This window comes from Liquorilactobacillus sicerae, from assembly GCF_029916425.1.
Lineage (GTDB): Bacteria > Bacillota > Bacilli > Lactobacillales > Lactobacillaceae > Liquorilactobacillus > Liquorilactobacillus sicerae.
This window is the reverse complement of the sequence record NZ_JAHAVQ010000019.1, coordinates 12,402-32,275: the sequence shown is the minus strand read 5'-3', so window position 1 is coordinate 32,275 and position 19,874 is coordinate 12,402. Positions and strand designations below refer to the sequence as shown.

Here is a 19,874-nt window from a genome sequence, read left to right as displayed (position 1 = left end):
ATTAAGAGATTGTTTTAATTCTATTTCAACATTTCCTTTTAACACCTTGTTGCGGTATTTAGTTCCCCAAATTATATGGTAATTAAGATTATATACAGATGTTCTACCATACGTTAATCTATTAGTGCCTTTCATAACAGCAATTATAGCACAATTAAACCACACTATGTGTACCAAAATCAAAAATAATAGTCAATTCATCACGTCCTTAAAAGAACGTGTTTCCTTGACTTAACACAAAAAACAAATTCTTGGTATTAATGACATGATGTGTCCCATAATTATAATCTTTAACAACGAATTAAACTTTCAGGATCAAATATATTTTGAATACAAAAATAAAAACTTTTACAATCTAGTTACGCTCTGACTCACCCAGTAAACGCGAGCAATGTTTCAACTATAAAAGTTTAAAGTTTAGAATTAGTTCATCCCAATTATTTTTTCGAATTTATTTTTTTGTAGAAATTTAATATCCTTTTAAAGACTTGCAGCAATTGCTGTATTGACTTCATCTTGCTGTGACTCAATCAAAGTTACCCGACTGGCAATCGTCCGAATATCCATTTTGATTTCCCGCGTCAAACCAGGCGTTTGCAATTTAGGTTCAAAGAAATCCTTGAACTCTGCTAACCTTTGACGGGTTCGAAAGACGTTGGAAATTACCGTGATATAAGTTGCAAATTCCATATCGCCGCCAACTTTTTTTTCCAACCATCCCCACTGAGCCCGCAGCCAGTCCCAGGCTGCTTGTTCACCATGAGGATTAGCTAATACACCGTGGAACCATGACCGCAAATCTTGTGGCTTAATCGTATCGACATCTTGGAACTTGGCAATCAGTCTTTCTAACTGTTGTGGATCAGCTGCGGACGCTAAGGCAATACTTAAATCATCTTTAAAGCTGCCATCAGCTGTTTGTTGATATTCCGTCAATAAGGTTTCGGTCAATTCTAAACTGCCGTAATTTTCAACTTCATTCCGCAAAACTTGGAAACGAATATCAGCAGGTAAATGGATTAACTCACTGCGATTAGCTTGAAATAGTTGATGAGCTATGGCCATCATTTGCGGATCTTTAGCATATAAAGCTGAGCTTAAAACAATTGGGCGGCTCAATTGATCATCTAATGATTCATTTTTTTGCGCTTGCCAACCCAAACGTTGTGCCTGCTTTGAACTTAGTTTTTGATACAATTGGCGCAAAGCTTGTTCTTCACTGGAGTCTGGTTCGACAAACTTTTTCAATCTACCGGCAACACTGTACAAAGCAGAAATGACTAATGACGAATGACTGTCAGCGAAGTCAGCCAACAATGGGACAATTTTAGCGTATGAAATCATTTGGCCTTCAGCTAATAAACTCAAATCCTGCAACAATTGCATCTGTGAGATATTATCTAGCTGTGAAACCTGATTTAAAATATCTTGCAGCAGCTGATCATCATATTTAACAATAAAATGTGAATCATTACCAACATTCAAGCGAAACGGTTCTCCCGCTTGTTGCCGCAATTGAGCATAGTCACCTAAGTCCACTTGCTGGTCAGCTAAGATTTTGGGGACAGCGGAGTAGTTGCAATTCAATGGCAACTGCCATTTTCGGCCAACAGCTTGACCTTCGCCAATGAAAAACTGCTGCTGCTGTAATTTTAAATGACCATTCTTAACACTGGCAGAAACAACTGGATAACCAGGCTGTTCCAACCAAGAATTCATAATTTTACCGATGTTCATCCCACTTGCTTGACCAAGTGATTTCCACAAATCAGCTCCGGTAGCATTTTGATATTTATGTGCAGCAAAATAAGCTTTTAAACCAGACCGCAAGGCTGCATCGCCGATTAAGGAGCGAACCATGACCAGCATCCGTGAACCCTTAGCATAAACGATCGCACCATCAAAAATTGAATCGATCTCAGCTGGATTTTCAACTTGCACATGAACTGATTGAACTCCATCAGTTGCATCACGTTTTAAAGCAGCTGGAGCTTCAGAAACTTGGAATAATTCCCAGATGTTCCATTCTGGTTTAATTGCATCGACAGCTACATATTCCATCATATTGGCAAAACTTTCATTCAGCCACAGATCATCCCACCACTTCATCGTTACTAGATCACCAAACCACTGATGAGCCAGTTCATGAGTAATGACTGTTGCAACGACTTGTTTGGTCCGCAATGAAGTATTATCAGGATCAAGCAGCAAGTAAGCTTCCCGATAAGTTACCAAACCCCAATTTTCCATGGCACCTGCCGAAAAGTCCGGCAACGCCAATTGCCAAGAATGTGGCAAAGGATAGGGTGTTTGATAAAAGTTTTCATAAAACTCAATCGCTTTTTTAGCAATCTCCAAAGGAAATTCTAGTTCCTTAGCTTGATGTGCTTTAGTAGCAAAAACCCCGATCTCGACGCCACTCTTAGTTTTAGTCTTTTTAGCCTGCAGTTCACCAAAAGCAAACGCCACCAAATAAGTCGACATCCGTTTGGTCTCGGCAAAGTAATGAGTACCATCTTCAACTTTAATTTCTGGCATGTTGGCTAAAACTGTTTCGCCAGGATGTTCATCAAATTTCAACGCTAACGAGAAGGTTGCTTTGGCTTCCGGCTCATCAACACATGGAAAAGCTTGCCGAGCAGCCGTCGATTCAAACTGTGTCCCAATTAACTGTTTCTTTTGCCCTTCAACTTCATAATAAGATGGATAAATGCCCATCATTGTATCTGTTAAAGGTGCGCTATAAGTAATCGTTAATTTTGTTTCACCAATTTTTTTTAAGGTAATCCAGACTGCTTCAGATGTTTCATCAATCTCAAAAGGACAATTTTCCCCATCAGCTTTAACTGATTTGACTTTTAAATATTTTTGATTGATTGCAATCTTGGTTTGCCCTGCTTGACCAATAATCTCAGTTGTTCCGGTAATCGTTTTTGTTTGGCGATCAATCGCCAGGTAAACATCATAATGTTGCGGTTGGAATAAATCGTAAAAACGCGCCATTTTAATTATTACATCTCCTTAAATTATCGAATAAAATCATTATACAACTGTAAGTAATTAATTTGAAATTAATTATTTTTTTAATAGTTTTATTAAAATAATCAGCTAATTAAATTTTATTTTTTTTTAATTCTAGAAATAAAAAACTATTTTCAAAGTCTGTCTTATTCTTCAACCACTTTTTTCCAAATTCATCTAATAATCCATGAAGTTCTTGCGCATCTTGATAAGTAAAGCTTGCCGGCAAATTCAGCTGTTGTTTCAATTGCTGATAACTGTTTGCCTGATAACCCAGATAATTAAATAACTTGCGGGTATAATGGTCAGCGATAAATTCAACTTGATCAAAGACATAGACCAGCAAAACATCAGCCGTTTCTTGACCAATTCCCGGTAACTTTAGTAATTGCGAACGTAACCTTGAGCCAAATTGATTAACAATTGCTTGATAATCCCATTTATTTTCTGCCAACCAATTAATTGTTGCCACAATTGAGCGGCTTTTTTGGCGGTAAAAGCCACTGGAACGGATTAATGACTGCAGCTGTGGCAATGAAAGCTGCAATAAATTTTCTGGTAAAAAATTAGTTTCTTGCCTTAGCTTTGTCAGTGACTGGTCGACATTGCGCCAGTTGGTATTCTGGACTAAAATTGCCCCAAGCAAAATTTCAACTTTACTGTCAGCTGGCCACCAGCCTTGTGGACCCATCCTTTTATACAATATCTGGTAGATTTCTGTGATCAATGTTTTTTTTTCTTTCACCTGCTTTCACCTCAAATACTTTGCAAAATCTAATTACGAGTATACCAGTTTAGCCACTGCTGCTAAACTGTTTTTTATCTCCAACTTTTGTTAAACTGAATGAAAAAACAGCTTTTAACTTCGCAAGAGAGGAAAAGATTTTCATGACTAACAAACAACAGTTGCGGCAACAAATCCTAGCTCAATTGAAAAACCAGCCCGCAGCTAAAAAAAAGCAACAAGAAACTGTTCTATACCAAAAATTATTTGCCGATCCATTTTGGCAAATGGCTAAAGTCCTAGGGATTACCATGAGTATGCCCCATGAATTAGCTACACTGCCAATTATCGCGCAGGCTCTCAAACAGTCAAAAAAAGTTTTGGTACCGCGAGTCGCTCCTAAAAGGAAGCTACTTTGGTTTGAATATCAACCGCAAAATTTTAAAAAAAGTGCTTATGGGATTCTGGAGCCGTGTCAACCAGGCGAGCAAGCGATCAATCCAGCCAAAATTGATCTGCTGATAGTTCCCGGAGTCGGATTTCAGCTTGATGGAACTCGAATTGGCTATGGCGGTGGTTATTATGATCGGCTATTAACTGATTTTCCCGGCCAAACACTGGCGTTAGCTTTCCAAATACAATTGATCAGTGGTATAGTACCTGATCAATGGGACCAAAAAGTTAAAAGAATTATTTATTAAGCGGTATTTTCTCCAACGCTAGCTCTATTATTTCATTGTTCACAAATTAAGAGGCTGAAGGAATCTTCCTTCAGCCTCTTTTAGACAGTCATCTGTTAGTTATCTTGTTTATTATTAGTTTTTTCAGTTATTTGACTCCCCATAACCTTTTCATCGAGTACCTGTTGCAATCTACGCAGTTCCCCAACCTGAGCTTCAATCGATCCTAACATCTCGGTTTGGATCTTTTGGATCTGCAATAAATTTGGTGAATCTTGCTGAATCATATGATCAATCTTCGAATGCAAAACTCGAATCTCTTCTTCTGACTTAAGATTTACATGATAATCATTACGTGATTCCATCCGATCATATTCGGCAGCGCGATTCTGACTCATCATGATTAATGGTGCTTGAATTGCAGCTACCATACTTAAAAATAGATTTAGCAAAATAAAAGGATACGGATCAAACTTGAATCCAAACCAATGAAATGTATTGATTAAGATCCACAATATCATTACTGAAATAAATGAAATGATAAACGGCCAGCTACCCCCGAAGTGAGCAACAGCATCCGCAATTTTCTGACCAAATGTCAATGAGTTTTCCAATTGCTCCCGAACATCGACCATTTGATACGTGTCATTTTCCATTACCCGTGTCAATTTTCGGTTTAACTTTTTGTTTTGTCGATAATCTTTGGCAATCATCTGATCCATCTTTAACAAGCGATAATGAACCAGATGCTCACTACAAATAAAGTCATCATTTGTCGCTTTTGGAAAATCCTGGCGAATCAACGCCTTTAAAGGACCATCCAAGTCTCCTAGGAACACACCGTCAACAAGATCATATTTTTTATGATCTGCTAGACAGCTGACTGTACGATCAAAATTATTCTTCATTGAGATAAACACCTCAGTTGAATTTAATTATCTCGTGCAGCTTGAATAGGCGGGTTCTAGATACCCGTCGCTACTCTGACCACACGCGGGACCATCGTCGCTTGTTGAAGATATATGATGTTCAGGCATAAAACCCACCACCTTTCCTAAAAATTCTTGGAGTTACCCTCCGCCAAAGGTTTACTATATACCTCAGATCTTTTTATGTCAACTAGATAGCCTGCAAATTTGTAATACACTTGAATTCATAAAATAAATCACTATATTTTATAGCCTATAAGGCTTTATTTATACAAATTCTTTGTGGCTTTGTTAAAAATCTCCTGAAGCTTTTTTATTCATTTTGTAGGTTATATCAGCATAATTATACATAATACTAAGAAAATTGCGATTTTTTATTAAAAAACCATTGAAATTCTTTGCCTGATGTATTATATTTAATGACAATCACAATGAATTGTTATTCAAAAAAATGAATTTGAGGGATGGTCAAATGCGGATCGGAATTTTAGGGGCAACAGGTTATAGCGGAATTGTTTTATATTCTTTATTACGCCAGCACCCGCAAGTTACACAAATCAAATTATACGGACACCAAGAAAATAATGAATCAGCTTCATTATTCAATGAACGAGTTCCGGCTTTTAAAACCGAAAACTATCCGATCGAACCATTTTCAGCTGACCAAGTTATGCAGGAAACTGATTGTTTATTCTGTGCGACTCCAGCTGGAGTTACTAGTCAGTTAATTGAACCCTTCATTAAAAAGAATTTTCCAGTTATTGATTTATCAGGGGATTTTCGTTTAAAAGATCCAACTAGTTACGAAAAATGGTATCACCGACCAGCTGCGAATCAGGAACAGCTGGCTCATGCTGAATATGGACTCGCTGAGTTTCACCATTCAATTTCTGGACATTATATTGCTAATCCCGGTTGTTATGCTACTGCAACTTTGCTTGGCCTAGCACCATTAATGCTGGAACGCCTGATTGACTTGCAATCGATCATTGTTGATGCCAAATCTGGGGTTTCCGGTTCTGGAAAAAAGCTGCGTGTCAGCAGCCATTTCACTTTCATCAATGAAAATATCAGCGTGTATAAACTTAATGCTCACCAACATATCCCGGAAATCATGCAGCAATTGAAACTATGGGATCCAACGGTTAAACCAATTCAGTTTTCAACAACTTTAATTCCGGTAACCCGCGGGCTGATGGCGACAATTTATGTCAAACTTCGATCAGGGATAACCAGTCATCAAGTAGCTGCGGCTTATCAAAAGCGATATCAAGATTCGCCCTTTGTCCGTTGGCGCGATCAGCAGCTGCCTGATTTAAAAATGGTGGTTGGATCTAATTTTTGTGATATCGGCTATGGCTATAACCCTGACGCCAATGTCTTAACAGTTGTTTCAGTTATTGACAATCTGGTCAAAGGAGCAGCTGGTCAAGCCGTGCAGAATTTTAATTTAATGTGGGGTTTCCCTGAAGAAACTGGTTTGCCACAATTACCAATCTTTCCTTAAAAAGGAGTCTTAAAAAATGAAAGAAAAAATTCAAGAAGTACCCTTCAGTTGGCCCAACGGCTTTAAAGCTGACGGAATCCATATTGGTTTAAAACCCGATCCACAAAAACTTGATTTTGGTTGGTTTTACTCAACTAACCCTGCTCAAGCTGCTGGCATGTATACAACTAATCGTTTCTGTGCCGCTCCAACCGCTTTAACTAAACAATTAGTCAGTCACAATCATCAGCTTCAAGCAGTAGTGGTTAATAGTGCCATTGCTAACTCTTGCACCGGCAAAAACGGTGAAACCAATGTCTTGACCGAAAGAAAACTAATTGCTGAAAAATTAACAATCAAGCCGACTCTAGTTGGTGTTGCTTCAACGGGTCTGATTGGTGCTCAACTGCCAATGGAAAAAATTTCAGCTGGTATTAGTCAGTTGAAAACAACAACAAATATTAAAGTAACTGAAGCAATTCTGACTACTGATACTCATCCCAAACGTATCAGCTTGCAATTTAAAATTGGCGAGCAACTGTGCACACTTAGCGGTTTTGCGAAAGGTTCGGGAATGATTGCACCTAATATGGCAACCATGCTTGGCTTTGTTGTCACTGATACTGCTCTTGCTCCAAATTCACTGCAGCCGTTATTGCAAGAACTGACTGGCAAGACCTTCAATCAAATCACTGTTGATGGCGATACTTCTACAAACGATATGATTTTAGTTTTAGCTAACGGGCAAGCCCAAAATCCGCCTTTGACTGCTGGTGATCCTGCTTGGCAAATTTTTAAAGCCGCTTTGCATCAAGTCTTAGCTTATCTAGCACAACAGATTGCTGGAGATGGCGAAGGAGCAACGAAACTGCTGGAAGTCAATGTTAATTCGGCAGCAACTGCTAATGAAGCCCAAAAGGTTGCTAAAACCATCGTCGGTTCAAGCTTAGTCAAAGCAGCTTTTTTTGGAGCTGACCCAAATTGGGGCCGGATCATTAGTACCTTAGGAATGACTTCAGCTAAATTCGATCCAGAAAATATCGATTTAGCTTTCAACCAACTTTTGATTTTAAAACATAGTCACCCAGTCGCTTTTGATCCAAAAACTATTAGTCAAAGTTTACAGCAAGCCAAAATTGTGATCGACCTAAATCTGCATGCTGGTCCGGCCACTGGGCAAGCTTGGGGCTGTGACTTAACTTATGATTACGTCAAAATCAATGCTTCGTATAGCACCTAAGTTCAATTCTAAAGGAGAAAGTTATGAAAGATCTAATCGTAGTCAAAATTGGTGGCAGAGCCATTGATCAATTACAGTCTGACTTTTTTCAGCAATTAGCTGATTGGAAACAGGCTGGAAATAAAGTTTTGATCATTCACGGTGGCGGTCGTGAAATCACTGCTTTGAGTCAACAGTTGCACGTTCCAGCCAAAAAAGAAAATGGCATTCGCATAACTAATCTGACCACACTTGAATTATCGAAAATGGTCCTGCTTGGTGAGACCCAACCGCAATTATTGATACAATTATTTAAGCACCAATTACCGGCAATTGGTTTAAACGCCGCTGATCATCACTTGATAGCAGGTAAATTGCTTGATTTTGAAAAATATGGTTACGTCGGAGAAATTACTGCCGTTAATGAAAAATTTTTAACCTCACTCTTGGCAACACAAATTGGTGTGTTAGCTCCATTAGCTTTAACTGATCACGAATGGTTGAACGTCAATGCTGATAGTGCAGCCGCAGCAATTGCCAGTTTGTTGCAAGCCAAAGAACTCTACTTGCTGACAGATGTACCAGGAGTTTTAAAAGCCAACCAGGTCTTACCGACTTTGAATGTCACTCAAGCGCAAAGATTAAAAGCTGCTAAAATTATTACTACTGGTATGCAGCCTAAAATTTCAGCGGCCTTTCAAGCTGCCAGTGCTGGTGTCAAACATGTTCGGATCACTAATCAATTATCTGCAACTGGAACGTTGATCATTTAATCTAGAAAGGAGATTTTCAAAATGACTGCACTCTTCCCGAACTATCAAAGATTTAATTTTGAAATCGTCAGTGGTCAAGGAGTAACGCTGACTGACGAATTTGGTAAAAAATACTTAGATTTAACGAGTGGCATTGGCGTTTGTAATTTAGGTTATAACCATCCTTTAGTCAAACAGGCTGTTCAAAAGCAGCTCGATCTGATTTGGCATACTTCGAATCTTTATCAAAGCTCATTGCAAGAAAAAGTTGCCGCGGCCTTAATTCAAGGCAACGACAAAAAAGTATTTTTCTGCAATTCGGGAACTGAAGCCAACGAAGCTGCACTTAAATTAGCTCGGAAAGCGACCGGCAAAACTAAAATTCTGGCTTTTGATCATTCTTTCCATGGCCGGACTTACGGAGCACTTTCTGCAACTGACAATGCAGCTATTAAAGCAGGTTTTGGCCCATTTGTCCCAGATATCGAATTTGCCAAATATAATAATTTTGCTTCATTAGATGCTATTACGACCGATTTAGCAGCCGTCATTTTGGAAGTTATCCAAGGTGAAGGTGGTTTAGTAACCGCTGACGGAAAATGGCTCAAAGCTGTTGAAAAGAAATGCCATGAAAATGGTGTTTTACTGATTATCGATGAAGTTCAAACTGGAATGGGCCGGACTGGCAAATTGTTCTCTTACCAACTATTTAACCTCAATCCAGATATTGTGACTTTAGCCAAGGGGTTAGCTAATGGCATCCCAGTTGGGGCAATGATTGGCAAAGGAAAATTGGCAACTGCTTTTGGTCCTGGCAGCCATGGTTCAACCTTTGGCGGCAATCCCTTAGCCATGGCTTCTGCGGCTGAAGTTTTGCAGATCATGGATCAAAAGTTTTTGGACAACGTCACCCAAAAAGCTGATTTCTGTTGGTATTACCTGCAAAAAGAAATTGCCGTCTTACCAATGGTCGAAGCAATTACTGGGCATGGTCTAATGATTGGAATTCACCTTGATCCTAAAATTCCAGTTGGGCAAGTAATTGCTCAATTGCACCAGGCTGGTATCTTGACCCTCTCATCACGTGGAAATACGCTCCGGCTCTTACCACCATTAGTTATTACTGGTTCAGAAATCATGACTGGCATCAATCAATTAAAAAAAGTTCTTGAACAAATGACCGTTTTAAAATAGGAGGCAGCAAATGAATCATTTTTATGGCAAATCTTTTTTACAGGAAAGTAAATTTAGCGCAGCTGAATTGAATTATTTGATCGATTTTGCAATCCATTTAAAAGCACTCAAACAAAAAAATCTCCCACATCATTATCTCGAAGGCAAAAACATCGCCTTGCTCTTTGAAAAGTCTTCGACCCGGACCCGGTCAGCTTTCACCGTTGCTGCCGTTGATCTAGGTGCCCACCCTGAATTTCTCGGCAAGGATGATATTCAGCTAGGCAACAAAGAATCAGTCGCTGATACCGCGAAGATCCTTGGCAGCATGTTTGATGGTCTTGAATTTCGCGGCTTTAAGCAAGCAAATGTTGAAGCCTTAGCTAAATACAGTGGCGTCCCGGTTTGGAATGGCTTAACCGATAAGTGGCATCCAACACAAATGATTGCCGATTTCATGACACTAAAAGAACATTTTGGCAAATTAAAGGGCTTGACCTTGGCTTATGTTGGTGACGGCCGCAATAACGTTGCCAACAGCTTACTAGTTACTGGAGCAATCCTTGGCGTTAACGTTCAAATTGGTGCGCCAGCCGATTTGCAGCCAGCAGCAGATGTAATTGCACTCGCCCAGCAAGCTGCTCAACAAAGTGGTGCACAATTGCTGATTACAACTGATCCGCAAACGGCCGTTACTGGTGCGGATGCGATCTATACCGATGTTTGGGTTTCAATGGGCGAAAAAGTTGATTACCATCAGCGAATCGCGGCGCTTTTGCCTTACCAGATCAATCAGCAGCTACTAGCGACGACTGGTAAGAAAGGAACCGTCGTTTTACATTGTTTACCAGCGTTTCATGATCTGCAAACAAGTGTGGGCAAACAATTTATGGCAGATTATGAATTAAACGCATTGGAAATTACGGATGAAGTCTTTCAAAGCTCGCAATCCCTGGTCTTTCAGGAAGGAGCCAATCGAATGCCGGCGATCAAAGCAATTATGGCAGCAACTCTGGGAAATTTGTTTATCCCAGATGCTCTATTTAAATAACTAATAAAAAACCAACTCTGCGGATTCAGAGCTGGTTTTTTATTGAAACCTAATTTAATTTTGAGCTGATCGTTTCCAACGTTGAATCACTAGAACTGCGATTACATTAAAGCAACTCAAACCAACCAACACTAAGAAATCTCGCTGACTGCCAGATTTAGTAGCCAAGGCTAAACTGGGGGACTGCAATTCTTGATTAGCAATAATTGCTGCCAAGGCACCTGTTCCCATTGATCCTGCATATTGCTGAAGGGTATTGAATAATGAATTCAAATCCGGTTTTTGTTCTTTGCTGACTTGCTTACTAGCATCCGACATTAAATTACCAAAACCAAGATTAAAACCAACGCGCAAAAATACATAAATCAACGTAATTAGAACAACGGTTAAATCATCAGTTAAAATATAAAACAACAATGTTCCGAGTAGCAAGCTTAAATTAGACAACAAAACTGGTAAGAAAAAGCCTTTGGTATCATATAAGCGACCTGCCAAAGGAGCGACTAAAGCTCCCAATAATGAGCCTGGTAACAAGATTAAACCAGCCACCATTGAAGTAGTTTTCAAAGTATTTTGCGCCAAAACCGGAATTACAAAAGAAATCCCGATATTAGTAAATTGCAGAAAAAAATAAACTAACGCACTCAACCGAATAATTCGGTTTTTTAAAATGTTTAAATTCAAAAGTTTAAAATGCCCTCGCAAATTCAAGACTACTAAAATACTCAGTAAAACCAGTCCCACTAGCAATACACCGATAAATTGCCAACTAATAACCCCGTTTTGTCCAGCCTGATTAACTGAGAATGATAAGATCACCAAGCAAGCTGCCAGCAAACTAAAACCGTTGAAATCAAAGCGCGTTGCTTGCTGGTTAAATGGCAAACCAATTGTTCGATAACCACTATACATAATTATTACAATCAACGGCAGTGCGACCCAAAAAATACTATGCCAAGAATAAAAATTATTTAACATGCCGCCATAAGTTGGTCCTAAAGCTGGGGCAAAAGAAATAACCATGCTAGCAAAACCTGTATAAAACCCTAAATGCTGCGTTGGAACTAATGAAAAAATCAGATGAAATAGCAAAGGTGTCGAAATTCCTGTTGAAATTGCTTGTAACGCTCGACCAAACATTAACAGGCCAAAAGAACCTGCTAACCCACAAATAATCGTTCCTATTAAACAGCAACTGCTTGCAAATACAAATAATTTTTTTGCTGGAAAACGTTTCAATAAGTATGATGTAGTACTCATCGTGATCGTCACCAACAACAAATAGCCTGTTGTTACCCACTGAACAGTACTTAAAGAAACATCTAATTCTTTAATTAGCGTTGGGAAAGTGACATTCATCGATGTTTCAATTAAAATACCCATGAAGGATAATAAACTTGCTGAGAAAATAGCAATTTTATTCTGCAAAGATAAATTTGACGACATTTTTCAAGCTCCAATCTAGTTAGTTTCCATGGAAACTTTATAATCAGATTGTAACACGCTAATTATATTTAACAAAGGAGAATGATTTTGCAAACCAATCAATTGATCAACCAAATAATCGAAGCTTATAGTCTGTTATTGATGATGGATAATCAAGACGATTAAGAAAAAACCTGGCTTAACCAAAAAACTCGCTTTGCTGGTGGTTTATCAACTTTGCAATTTCAAGTGCTATCATTTTTAAACCAACAGCCAAATTCAAATGCCAAACAAATTGCCAAACAATTAGACATTTTACCAGGCACACTTTCTAAAAGTCTGCATACTCTTACTAAAAAAGAACTGGTACATTTTCAAATCGATCAAACCGATCAGCGAAAGAAATATTATCAACTGACAACTACTGGACTTGAAGTTGCCCAAGCCCACGATCAATTGACTATCATGAAAAGAAAACACTTAGAGAAGTATATTGATCATTTTAGTCAAACTGAATTGAAGATCATTATGCGATTTTTAAGAGAATTAATTGCAGCCGAAAAAACAACTAATTATCAAAATTAAATCGTTGAGCCCACACTTTAACTCGTTATTTGTATTTACTTGTTATAGAATTAATAGTTGGTAAATCCTTTGTTAAGATCAATTAGAATTTATGTTGATTAATTTAACATTAAAATCAAGTATCAGCTATAATTTGACTTTATTATTAGATCAGTTGGATAAGAGGGTAAAAATGACACAAGGAGAATTTTTTCAAAGCTACCTTAGTAAAATAGCAAATTCAACAGCCTTTCAGCAAGGTAATACAGCTGAGTTTAGTTTAGAAAGGGTTATTTATCAGCCTAATTCTAAGTTAAATGGTAAAAAAATTGGTTTTTTAGGCTCCTCGATAACCTATGGTGCTTTTTCGAAAGGTGTTTCTTTTGTTGATTATTTACAGGCAATAGATGGAATCTCAGCTGTTAAATCAGCAATCAGTGGAGCAACTTTAGCTGGCAAAAGTCAATCTGGTTATTTAACAAGACTTAAAACTGAACTAACACCACAGGGACCATATGACTTGCTAGTCTGTCAACTATCAACCAATGATTTGCGTCAAGGTAAACAATTTGGTCAGATCTCGACTTCTTTTCAACCATCAGATTATGATCTTGAAACAGTTATAGGATCTATTGAATATATCTGCCAATATACCAGGTCCAAATTGCATTGCCCGTTAGTGTTTTATACCTGTATTTTTGCTGGAGACGATTCTTATGATAAATTAGTCAAACAGTTATTTAAATTGCAGCAAAAATGGCATTTTCAAATTATTGACCTATATCACGACTCAGGAATTAATGCTAGCACTCGCATTCGGCGATATGCAATGTTTGATCGAATTCATCCGACACAAGCAGGATATTTGAAAATTTGGGTACCATTTTTTGAACAGAAATTAATTGAAATTTTCAAGAACAATTAAAAGTCCAAATCGAATAATTAGCTTTTCAAATTAAAACATGTTTTTTACAGAACACGTCACTTGTTAAAGTAAAAATACTGCAGCAATCAAAAATCGATCAAAATTTACATGTTTTTTTACTATTAATTTAACATTCCAAGAAAAATATAAGCTAGCATTTCAATCAAGGCCTTGATAAAAAATCTCTAGATACAAAGTTTGCCTCAACACTTAGCTATTTTCTTTAACTTTACGTAGAACACTTAGAACAAAAAATGACATCTGAAATTCATCTTCTTGTTTTTTAGCAAAAAGACTTTTTCAGATGTCATTATTTTTTAACGAATATCCAGAGATTTAAATCAATTAATTCTAATTCTGTAGTAACAATAAAATTTTACTTTGAAATAAAGATTGTCAATTAATTTAGTATTTGAAAATTCAAGTCCATTATTTTTAATTTTAATAAAAGCCACAAATTTTCATCCATAAGCTACCTAAGATTAACCAGCTAACGATATAAAAGACTCCTAAAATTCCATTCAAACGCCACCAGTCTAATTGAGAAACATATCCTGAAGAAAACAGGATTGGAGCTGGACCATCACTATAATTAGTCGTTGAAGCGAATAAATTACCAAAGAAGCCAAGCATTAAAGCTGCTAAAATTGGTGGAACTCCGGCGTCAATTGCCACACCTAATAAAGCAGTATACATTGCACTAACGTGTGCTGTTGCACTGGCAAACAAATAATGCGAATAAAAGTAAAATAAGATCAAAATAACTAATACAATTGGCCAGCTCAAACCATGTAAATCATCTGAAATAAAATTACTCAACCATGGAATGAACCCTAATTCATTTAATTCATTAGCCATCATTACTAAAATTGAAAACCAAGTTAAGGTATTCCAAGCACCTTTTTCCTGCAAAATATCATTCCAATTTAAAACTCCAGTCAATAGTAACAAAGCTAACGCAATAAAAGCTGTTAAAGTTGCATCAATTTGTAAAGTACTACCTAAGACCCATAAAATCAAAGCCAGTACAAAGATCACTGCCATCCATTTTTCGGCTGGTTTCATTACTCCCATCTTGCTAAGCCGCTCTTTTGACCAAGCTGCTGCATTGGGGGTCTCTTTGATTTCCGGCGGATACATTTTATAAATCAAAAAAGGAACAACGATTAAAGAGAAGATACCTGGAACTAAAGCTGCGATGAACCAATCCATCCACGTCAAGTTAACATGAACGCTTTTGGCTAGGGATTGGGCTAACGGATTAGCTGCCATGGCTGTCATAAACATCGCCGAAGTAATCGTGTTGCCATGAAATTCACCAAAAGTTAAAAATGAACCGATCTTTCTTTCTGTATGATCCTCAGGCTTAGATCCAAATGAGTGGGAAAGTGAATTAATAATTGGAAACATAATTCCACCAGCCCGAGCCGTGTTACTCGGGGTTGCTGGGGCCAAAATTAAATCAACACCAATCAAAGAGTACATCAATCCTAAAGTTTTTTTGCCAAAAATTTTAACAAACACTAAGGCGATTCTTTTTCCAAGACCAGTCTTAATAAAGCCACGAGAAATGAAAAATGCCATTACGATCAACCAGATACTGCTATTGCCAAAACCAGCAACTGCATCATCAATTTTAACCTCACCAGTCATTACAGTAATTGCAAAGCCTACGATCGCTACTGCACCAATTGGTAAGGGCTTAGTCACACACCCAATAATTGTTGCAACAAAAATAGCTAACATTCGCCAAGCAGCTAAATCAACACCCGCTGGCCGAATTGGAGCCAAAAACCATAAAATCACACCAACAACTAACGGAAAGATGAACTTTTTGTAATTAATTTTTTCTAACAAATGTTTCACTTCCCCTTAATATTCTGGCTGCCATTTGTTAGCTTCAATAGCTTGGGCAACAGCGGTTATTTTTTCGCGATTTAAATGCTGATCAACTGCACTCTGGGCAACAGCCTGAGCGACCGTAGTTGAGAACTGATCAAGTTTTGAAACTGGTGGTAAAACTGCCGCCCCTGGTTGAGTTGGATCCACGATGCCACCAAGTGAATGGGCCGCGGCAGAGATCATTTCGTCGTTCAAAACTTTGGCAGTTGAAGCAATTACTCCTAAGCCTAACCCTGGATAAACTAAAGCATTATTTGCCTGACCAATTTGATAAACAACCCCATTATATTCAACATCTGGTGCTGGGATTCCAGTAGCAACCAATGCTCGTCCATCTGTCCATTCAATTAAATCTTTAGCCTTGGCCTCAGCCAGTTTCGTAGGATTCGACAATGGGAAAATAATTGGTCGTTTTGTATGTGCCGCCATTTCTTTAATGACTTCTTTAGTAAATGCTCCTGGACGAGTTGAGGTTCCAACCATAATTGACGGATGGATCTCCTTAACAACTGCTGCCAGATTCGTCAATTCAGCTGGATTCGAGAATTCACTCCGCGACCGGGCAAATGGTTTTTGCTCAGGTGTCAAAGTTGGATCATCATCAAATAACAAGCCTTGCTTATCGACCATGTAAAAATGCTTCTTAGCTTCTTGCGGACTCAAACCTTGCTGCAAAAACTCATCATATATTCGCTTAGTGATCCCAGCACCTGCAGTTCCGGCACCAAAGCAGAGGTATCTTTGATCAATCATTTTTTGCTTAGAAATATTTAAAGCACCTAAAATTCCGGCTAAAACAATAATCCCAGTACCTTGAATATCATCATTGAAAGTTGTAATTTGATCCTTATACTTATTCAACAAGTTAGCTGCGTTATCACGGCCAAAATCTTCAAAATGTAAATAAAGATTGGGGAATAATCTTTCTGCTGCTTTTACAAATTGATCAACAAATTTGTAATAACGATCGCCTTTGATTCGTGAGTGACGATTGCCTAAATATAATTGATCATCCAACAAATGTTGATTATTAGTTCCAACATCCAATACAACTGGCAAAACTTGACTAGGATCAATTCCAGCAGCTGCCGTGTAAACCATTAATTTTCCAACTGCTATATCCACACCATTTGTGCCCCAGTCACCGATTCCTAGAATTCCTTCCGCATCAGTAACAACAATCAAACGAATTTGACGATCCCCAGCACCATTTTTCAAAGAACTTTCAATTGAAGCTAGATCATCAATTGATAAAAAAACTGCATTTTGCGGTTGAACGAAGAGTTCACTATAATTTTCAATCGTATCAGCAATTGTTGGGTCATAAACGATTGGCATAAACTCTACGATATGTTGACTGAATAATTTATAAAAAAGAACTCGATTTTCATTAAAAATCTGCATCAAAAACAAGCGTTTATCTAAAGCTGTTTTTTTAGTTTCAAATTGAGTGTACGTTTGCTTGACTTGTTCTTCAATTGATTGTATATAAGGTGGTAATAATCCTTCCAAACCAAGCTGCTTTCTTTCTTCAGCAGAAAAAGCAGTTCCCTTATTTTTAAAAGGATCATTAATAATTTCCAATCCATTCATAAAAAAAGCCTTCTTTACATTAAGATATTTTCATTCTAATGTAGAAAAAGTTTTATAGTCAAAGCTGTACAGACTAATAAGAACTATTTATAATTAAAATATAAACATTGATTTTTAGCCAAGGAGAACCTGCTATTATGAACACGCGTGATCTCGAGTATTTTATAAAATTAACAGAATTAAAAAATTTTTCCAAAGTTGCTCAAGAATTCAAAGTTAGCCAGCCAACAATTACTTTTGCCTTGCGAAGATTAGAAGAAGAATTAAATACCAAATTAATTATTCGCTTTCGAGCTCAAAAACAGTTGATTATTACTGATAGTGGACAACAATTAATTAAACATGCCAAAAATATTTTACAAAATTACAACTTATTAAAAAAGGAAATTATGCAAAATCATTTGCAAAAGCTTAATTTGGGCTTACCACCAATTATTGAAAATAGATATTTTCCTTTGATCGCCAAGAATTTAAAACAAGATCACTTATTAAATAAAATTGAGACTCGTGAATATGGATCCAAGACCACCCTTCAGGCTCTCCAAAACGGTTCAATTGATCTAGCATTGCTTGCTTCCATTGATCCGCTAAGTGACCAAAATATTCAGACGCAAGAATTCGACCGCCAATCATTTGCTATCTTTGTCTCGGCTGATCATCCTCTAGCCAAAAAAAAAAGGTCTATTTTAAAGACCTCAAAGATGAAGATTTTGTTTTATTCAAAGATGGCTTCATTCACAATCAAGCTTTCAGTTTGTTAGCAACCCGTAATCATTTCCGTCCAAAAGTTATTTTTCGTTCAAACGGAACTCATAGTTTAATGAATTTGATTGCTAAGAGCGTCGGTATCGGTTTTTTAACAGCAATTGTTGATCCACCTGAAAACATTGTTAGAGTAGATCTCTTAGATAAAGATATTCCACATTTTGTAACCAGCATTGCTTATCGAAGTTCGCATATTTTCAATCCCCTGCAAGAAAAGATCCTAAACAGTATTCGAACTTCACTTTTTAGCGAATCATCTCCAACCAAACTTTAAAGGCGCTATGGGCGGCTCTTTAAGCTGCCTTTTTTGTTTGTAAAAATGCCCCTAACCCGATACCTATTAGTGGCAAAAATAACAACCACAAACTAGTCTGAGCTAAAGCCTGACGATAAGTCAGACTATTTGCCAAGATTGTGATCAAACTGGAAGCTACCACCACACTGGCTGCCCCAATTACCTGACGCATAGTCGTGATCAAGGCTGTCCCATGACTAATCAGATTTTTGGGTAAAGCATTGTTAGCAGCGGTAATTGCCGGCATCATTACAAATGCATTGCCACTTTCCAAGAAAATCCCGCCAAATACACACAACAATAATGACTTAGCACCAAATGTCCCTAGAAGACCAAAACCGGCTGCCAAAAGTATCATTCCGATCCAAACTAAGCGTTTTAAACCTAGTTTGCCAAGTAGCTTGCCCGATACTGGATTTAACCGACTTAAGATAAAAGCCGCTGGGACCAAAAGCAAACCTGACCAAAATGGTGAGATTTTAAAAACATTCTGATAATATAAAGGCAAAATAACCGTTGCAATGATCAACCCACTATATGAAATTCCAGTTAGTAATAAAGCTGGGAGGTAACCGCCATAATGCAAAACGCTCAAGTTTAAAAAAGGTTTAGTCAAATGCTGTTGACGGAGTGCAAAGCTTATTAAGAGCAACAAACTGCCGAGCAGTAACGCCCACCACATTAATTTCAGTCCCAGGGACGGATATAAATTAATTGCATACAGCAAGCCACCAAAGCCTAACAGCAAGATTGCCGAGATCCAATCAAATTTATGTCGAACTAATGGATGGATCGGTTTAATTACTGGTTGAATACGAATAATCAAAAATATCAGTAAAACAACAAACAATGCAAACAATACTCTCCAAGAAACAAACTGTAGTACAATACCAGAAATAATTGGTCCAACAGCTAAAGCCGACCCCATTACCAAACCAACGACACCCATCGCTAATCCACGTTCATGATCAGAACTGCTTTCCATAATCAGTGTTTGAAAAATTGGGAATAACGCACCAACTGCCAAGCCCTCAATCAACCGCCCAAAAATGATCCAGCTAAACGCTGGGGCTAACATGGCAACCAAAGTCCCGATGATAAAAACACTAACGATTCCGTTTAATAATTTCTTTAAAGCAATATTATCCAATAACCAAGGGCTGAGCGGCATAATCAAAGTCATCGCCACCATAAATCCAGTTGTTAGCCACTGAACCGTACTGGTTTGAATTCCAAATTGTTTCATCAATATTGGATAAGTCGTTGTCATCGTTGACTGACTGATCGACATTAAAAATGAAATTGCCAATAAACGCCGAGCAAAGATTGATAGCTTCCAAAAATCCTTCACAAAAGATCCCCCATAGAAT

At 37.8% G+C, this 19,874-nt stretch carries 16 protein-coding genes and 1 pseudogene; 9 read left to right on the top strand and 8 right to left on the bottom strand.

Annotation, left to right across the window (positions count from 1 at the left end; all coding sequences use genetic code 11):
* From KH893_RS10525 to KH893_RS10515, 3 genes are all read right to left on the bottom strand, one after another.
* Nucleotides 1-135, bottom strand: a 135-nt coding sequence (locus KH893_RS10525; protein ID WP_281166087.1) for a transposase, incomplete at its 3' end; no start/stop codon positions are given.
* 345 nt (nucleotides 136-480) lie between these two features.
* Nucleotides 481-3,012 (bottom strand): M1 family metallopeptidase, encoded by a 2,532-nt coding sequence (locus tag KH893_RS10520; protein WP_427860320.1) that lies wholly within the window; start codon nucleotides 3,010-3,012, stop codon nucleotides 481-483.
* A 100-nt stretch (nucleotides 3,013-3,112) separates the two neighbouring features.
* Nucleotides 3,113-3,712, bottom strand: a complete 600-nt coding sequence (locus KH893_RS10515) for an endonuclease III domain-containing protein (RefSeq protein WP_282564760.1) — start codon at nucleotides 3,710-3,712, stop codon at nucleotides 3,113-3,115.
* Nucleotides 3,713-3,909: 197 nt separating this feature from the next.
* On the opposite strand from KH893_RS10515, the gene KH893_RS10510 reads away from it, so the two are divergent.
* Nucleotides 3,910-4,446 (top strand): 5-formyltetrahydrofolate cyclo-ligase, encoded by a 537-nt coding sequence (locus KH893_RS10510; protein ID WP_281166084.1) that lies wholly within the window; start codon nucleotides 3,910-3,912, stop codon nucleotides 4,444-4,446.
* Between the two features lie 95 nt (nucleotides 4,447-4,541).
* Here KH893_RS10510 and KH893_RS10505 read toward each other — a convergent pair whose 3' ends face one another.
* Nucleotides 4,542-5,333 (bottom strand): DUF1003 domain-containing protein, encoded by a 792-nt coding sequence (locus KH893_RS10505; protein WP_281166083.1) that lies wholly within the window; start codon nucleotides 5,331-5,333, stop codon nucleotides 4,542-4,544.
* Nucleotides 5,334-5,826: 493 nt separating this feature from the next.
* Here KH893_RS10505 and argC point away from each other — a divergent pair, with 493 nt between their 5' ends.
* Genes argC through argF form a run of 5 tightly spaced genes read left to right on the top strand, consistent with a single transcriptional unit; the run spans nucleotide 5,827 to nucleotide 11,035 of the window.
* Complete coding sequence (argC, locus tag KH893_RS10500) at nucleotides 5,827-6,861, top strand: N-acetyl-gamma-glutamyl-phosphate reductase (RefSeq protein ID WP_281166082.1); 1,035 nt, start codon at nucleotides 5,827-5,829, stop codon at nucleotides 6,859-6,861.
* Between the two features lie 16 nt (nucleotides 6,862-6,877).
* A complete protein-coding gene (argJ, locus tag KH893_RS10495; RefSeq protein ID WP_281166081.1) occupies nucleotides 6,878-8,080 on the top strand; it encodes a bifunctional glutamate N-acetyltransferase/amino-acid acetyltransferase ArgJ in 1,203 nt (400 codons plus the stop codon).
* Between the two features lie 23 nt (nucleotides 8,081-8,103).
* On the top strand, nucleotides 8,104-8,832 hold the full coding sequence (gene argB, locus KH893_RS10490; protein WP_281166080.1) for an acetylglutamate kinase: 729 nt from the start codon (nucleotides 8,104-8,106) through the stop codon (nucleotides 8,830-8,832).
* A gap of 21 nt (nucleotides 8,833-8,853) precedes the next feature.
* On the top strand, nucleotides 8,854-10,005 hold the full coding sequence (argD, locus tag KH893_RS10485) for an acetylornithine transaminase (RefSeq protein WP_281166079.1): 1,152 nt from the start codon (nucleotides 8,854-8,856) through the stop codon (nucleotides 10,003-10,005).
* A 10-nt stretch (nucleotides 10,006-10,015) separates the two neighbouring features.
* Nucleotides 10,016-11,035 (top strand): ornithine carbamoyltransferase, encoded by a 1,020-nt coding sequence (argF, locus tag KH893_RS10480; RefSeq protein WP_281166078.1) that lies wholly within the window; start codon nucleotides 10,016-10,018, stop codon nucleotides 11,033-11,035.
* A 54-nt stretch (nucleotides 11,036-11,089) separates the two neighbouring features.
* Here argF and KH893_RS10475 read toward each other — a convergent pair whose 3' ends face one another.
* Entirely contained in the window at nucleotides 11,090-12,481 is a 1,392-nt protein-coding gene (locus KH893_RS10475; protein ID WP_281166077.1) for an MFS transporter, read from the bottom strand.
* Between the two features lie 216 nt (nucleotides 12,482-12,697).
* Between KH893_RS10475 and KH893_RS10470 the strand changes: the two genes are divergently transcribed.
* Complete coding sequence (locus tag KH893_RS10470; RefSeq protein WP_281166076.1) at nucleotides 12,698-13,045, top strand: MarR family winged helix-turn-helix transcriptional regulator; 348 nt, start codon at nucleotides 12,698-12,700, stop codon at nucleotides 13,043-13,045.
* 172 nt (nucleotides 13,046-13,217) lie between these two features.
* Nucleotides 13,218-13,949 carry an SGNH/GDSL hydrolase family protein gene (locus KH893_RS10465; RefSeq protein WP_281166075.1) on the top strand — a complete coding sequence of 244 codons (732 nt, stop codon included), beginning with the start codon at nucleotides 13,218-13,220 and terminating at the stop codon, nucleotides 13,947-13,949.
* Nucleotides 13,950-14,390: 441 nt separating this feature from the next.
* Here the strand turns inward: KH893_RS10465 and KH893_RS10460 are convergent, their stop codons facing one another.
* Together KH893_RS10460 and KH893_RS10455 are read right to left on the bottom strand one after the other, a co-directional pair.
* Entirely contained in the window at nucleotides 14,391-15,806 is a 1,416-nt protein-coding gene (locus KH893_RS10460) for an anion permease (RefSeq protein WP_281166074.1), read from the bottom strand.
* 15 nt (nucleotides 15,807-15,821) lie between these two features.
* Entirely contained in the window at nucleotides 15,822-17,444 is a 1,623-nt protein-coding gene (locus KH893_RS10455; RefSeq protein WP_281166073.1) for a malolactic enzyme, read from the bottom strand.
* Between the two features lie 137 nt (nucleotides 17,445-17,581).
* Here KH893_RS10455 and KH893_RS10450 point away from each other — a divergent pair.
* Nucleotides 17,582-18,483 (top strand): annotated as a pseudogene (locus KH893_RS10450) (LysR family transcriptional regulator).
* A gap of 19 nt (nucleotides 18,484-18,502) precedes the next feature.
* On the opposite strand, the gene KH893_RS10445 reads toward KH893_RS10450, so the two are convergent.
* Complete coding sequence (locus KH893_RS10445; RefSeq protein WP_281166072.1) at nucleotides 18,503-19,855, bottom strand: MFS transporter; 1,353 nt, start codon at nucleotides 19,853-19,855, stop codon at nucleotides 18,503-18,505.
* Between the last annotated feature and the right edge of the window lie 19 nt (nucleotides 19,856-19,874).

Coding starts and splice junctions, on each gene's coding strand:
- KH893_RS10505 (WP_281166083.1), bottom strand. CDS start 5,333: ATGAAGAATAATTTTGATCGTACAGTCAGCTGTCTAGCAGATCATAAA.
- argF (WP_281166078.1), top strand. CDS start 10,016: ATGAATCATTTTTATGGCAAATCTTTTTTACAGGAAAGTAAATTTAGC.
- argD (WP_281166079.1), top strand. CDS start 8,854: ATGACTGCACTCTTCCCGAACTATCAAAGATTTAATTTTGAAATCGTC.
- argC (WP_281166082.1), top strand. CDS start 5,827: ATGCGGATCGGAATTTTAGGGGCAACAGGTTATAGCGGAATTGTTTTA.
- KH893_RS10475 (WP_281166077.1), bottom strand. CDS start 12,481: ATGTCGTCAAATTTATCTTTGCAGAATAAAATTGCTATTTTCTCAGCA.
- KH893_RS10465 (WP_281166075.1), top strand. CDS start 13,218: ATGACACAAGGAGAATTTTTTCAAAGCTACCTTAGTAAAATAGCAAAT.
- argB (WP_281166080.1), top strand. CDS start 8,104: ATGAAAGATCTAATCGTAGTCAAAATTGGTGGCAGAGCCATTGATCAA.
- argJ (WP_281166081.1), top strand. CDS start 6,878: ATGAAAGAAAAAATTCAAGAAGTACCCTTCAGTTGGCCCAACGGCTTT.
- KH893_RS10455 (WP_281166073.1), bottom strand. CDS start 17,444: ATGAATGGATTGGAAATTATTAATGATCCTTTTAAAAATAAGGGAACT.
- KH893_RS10515 (WP_282564760.1), bottom strand. CDS start 3,712: ATGGGTCCACAAGGCTGGTGGCCAGCTGACAGTAAAGTTGAAATTTTG.
- KH893_RS10510 (WP_281166084.1), top strand. CDS start 3,910: ATGACTAACAAACAACAGTTGCGGCAACAAATCCTAGCTCAATTGAAA.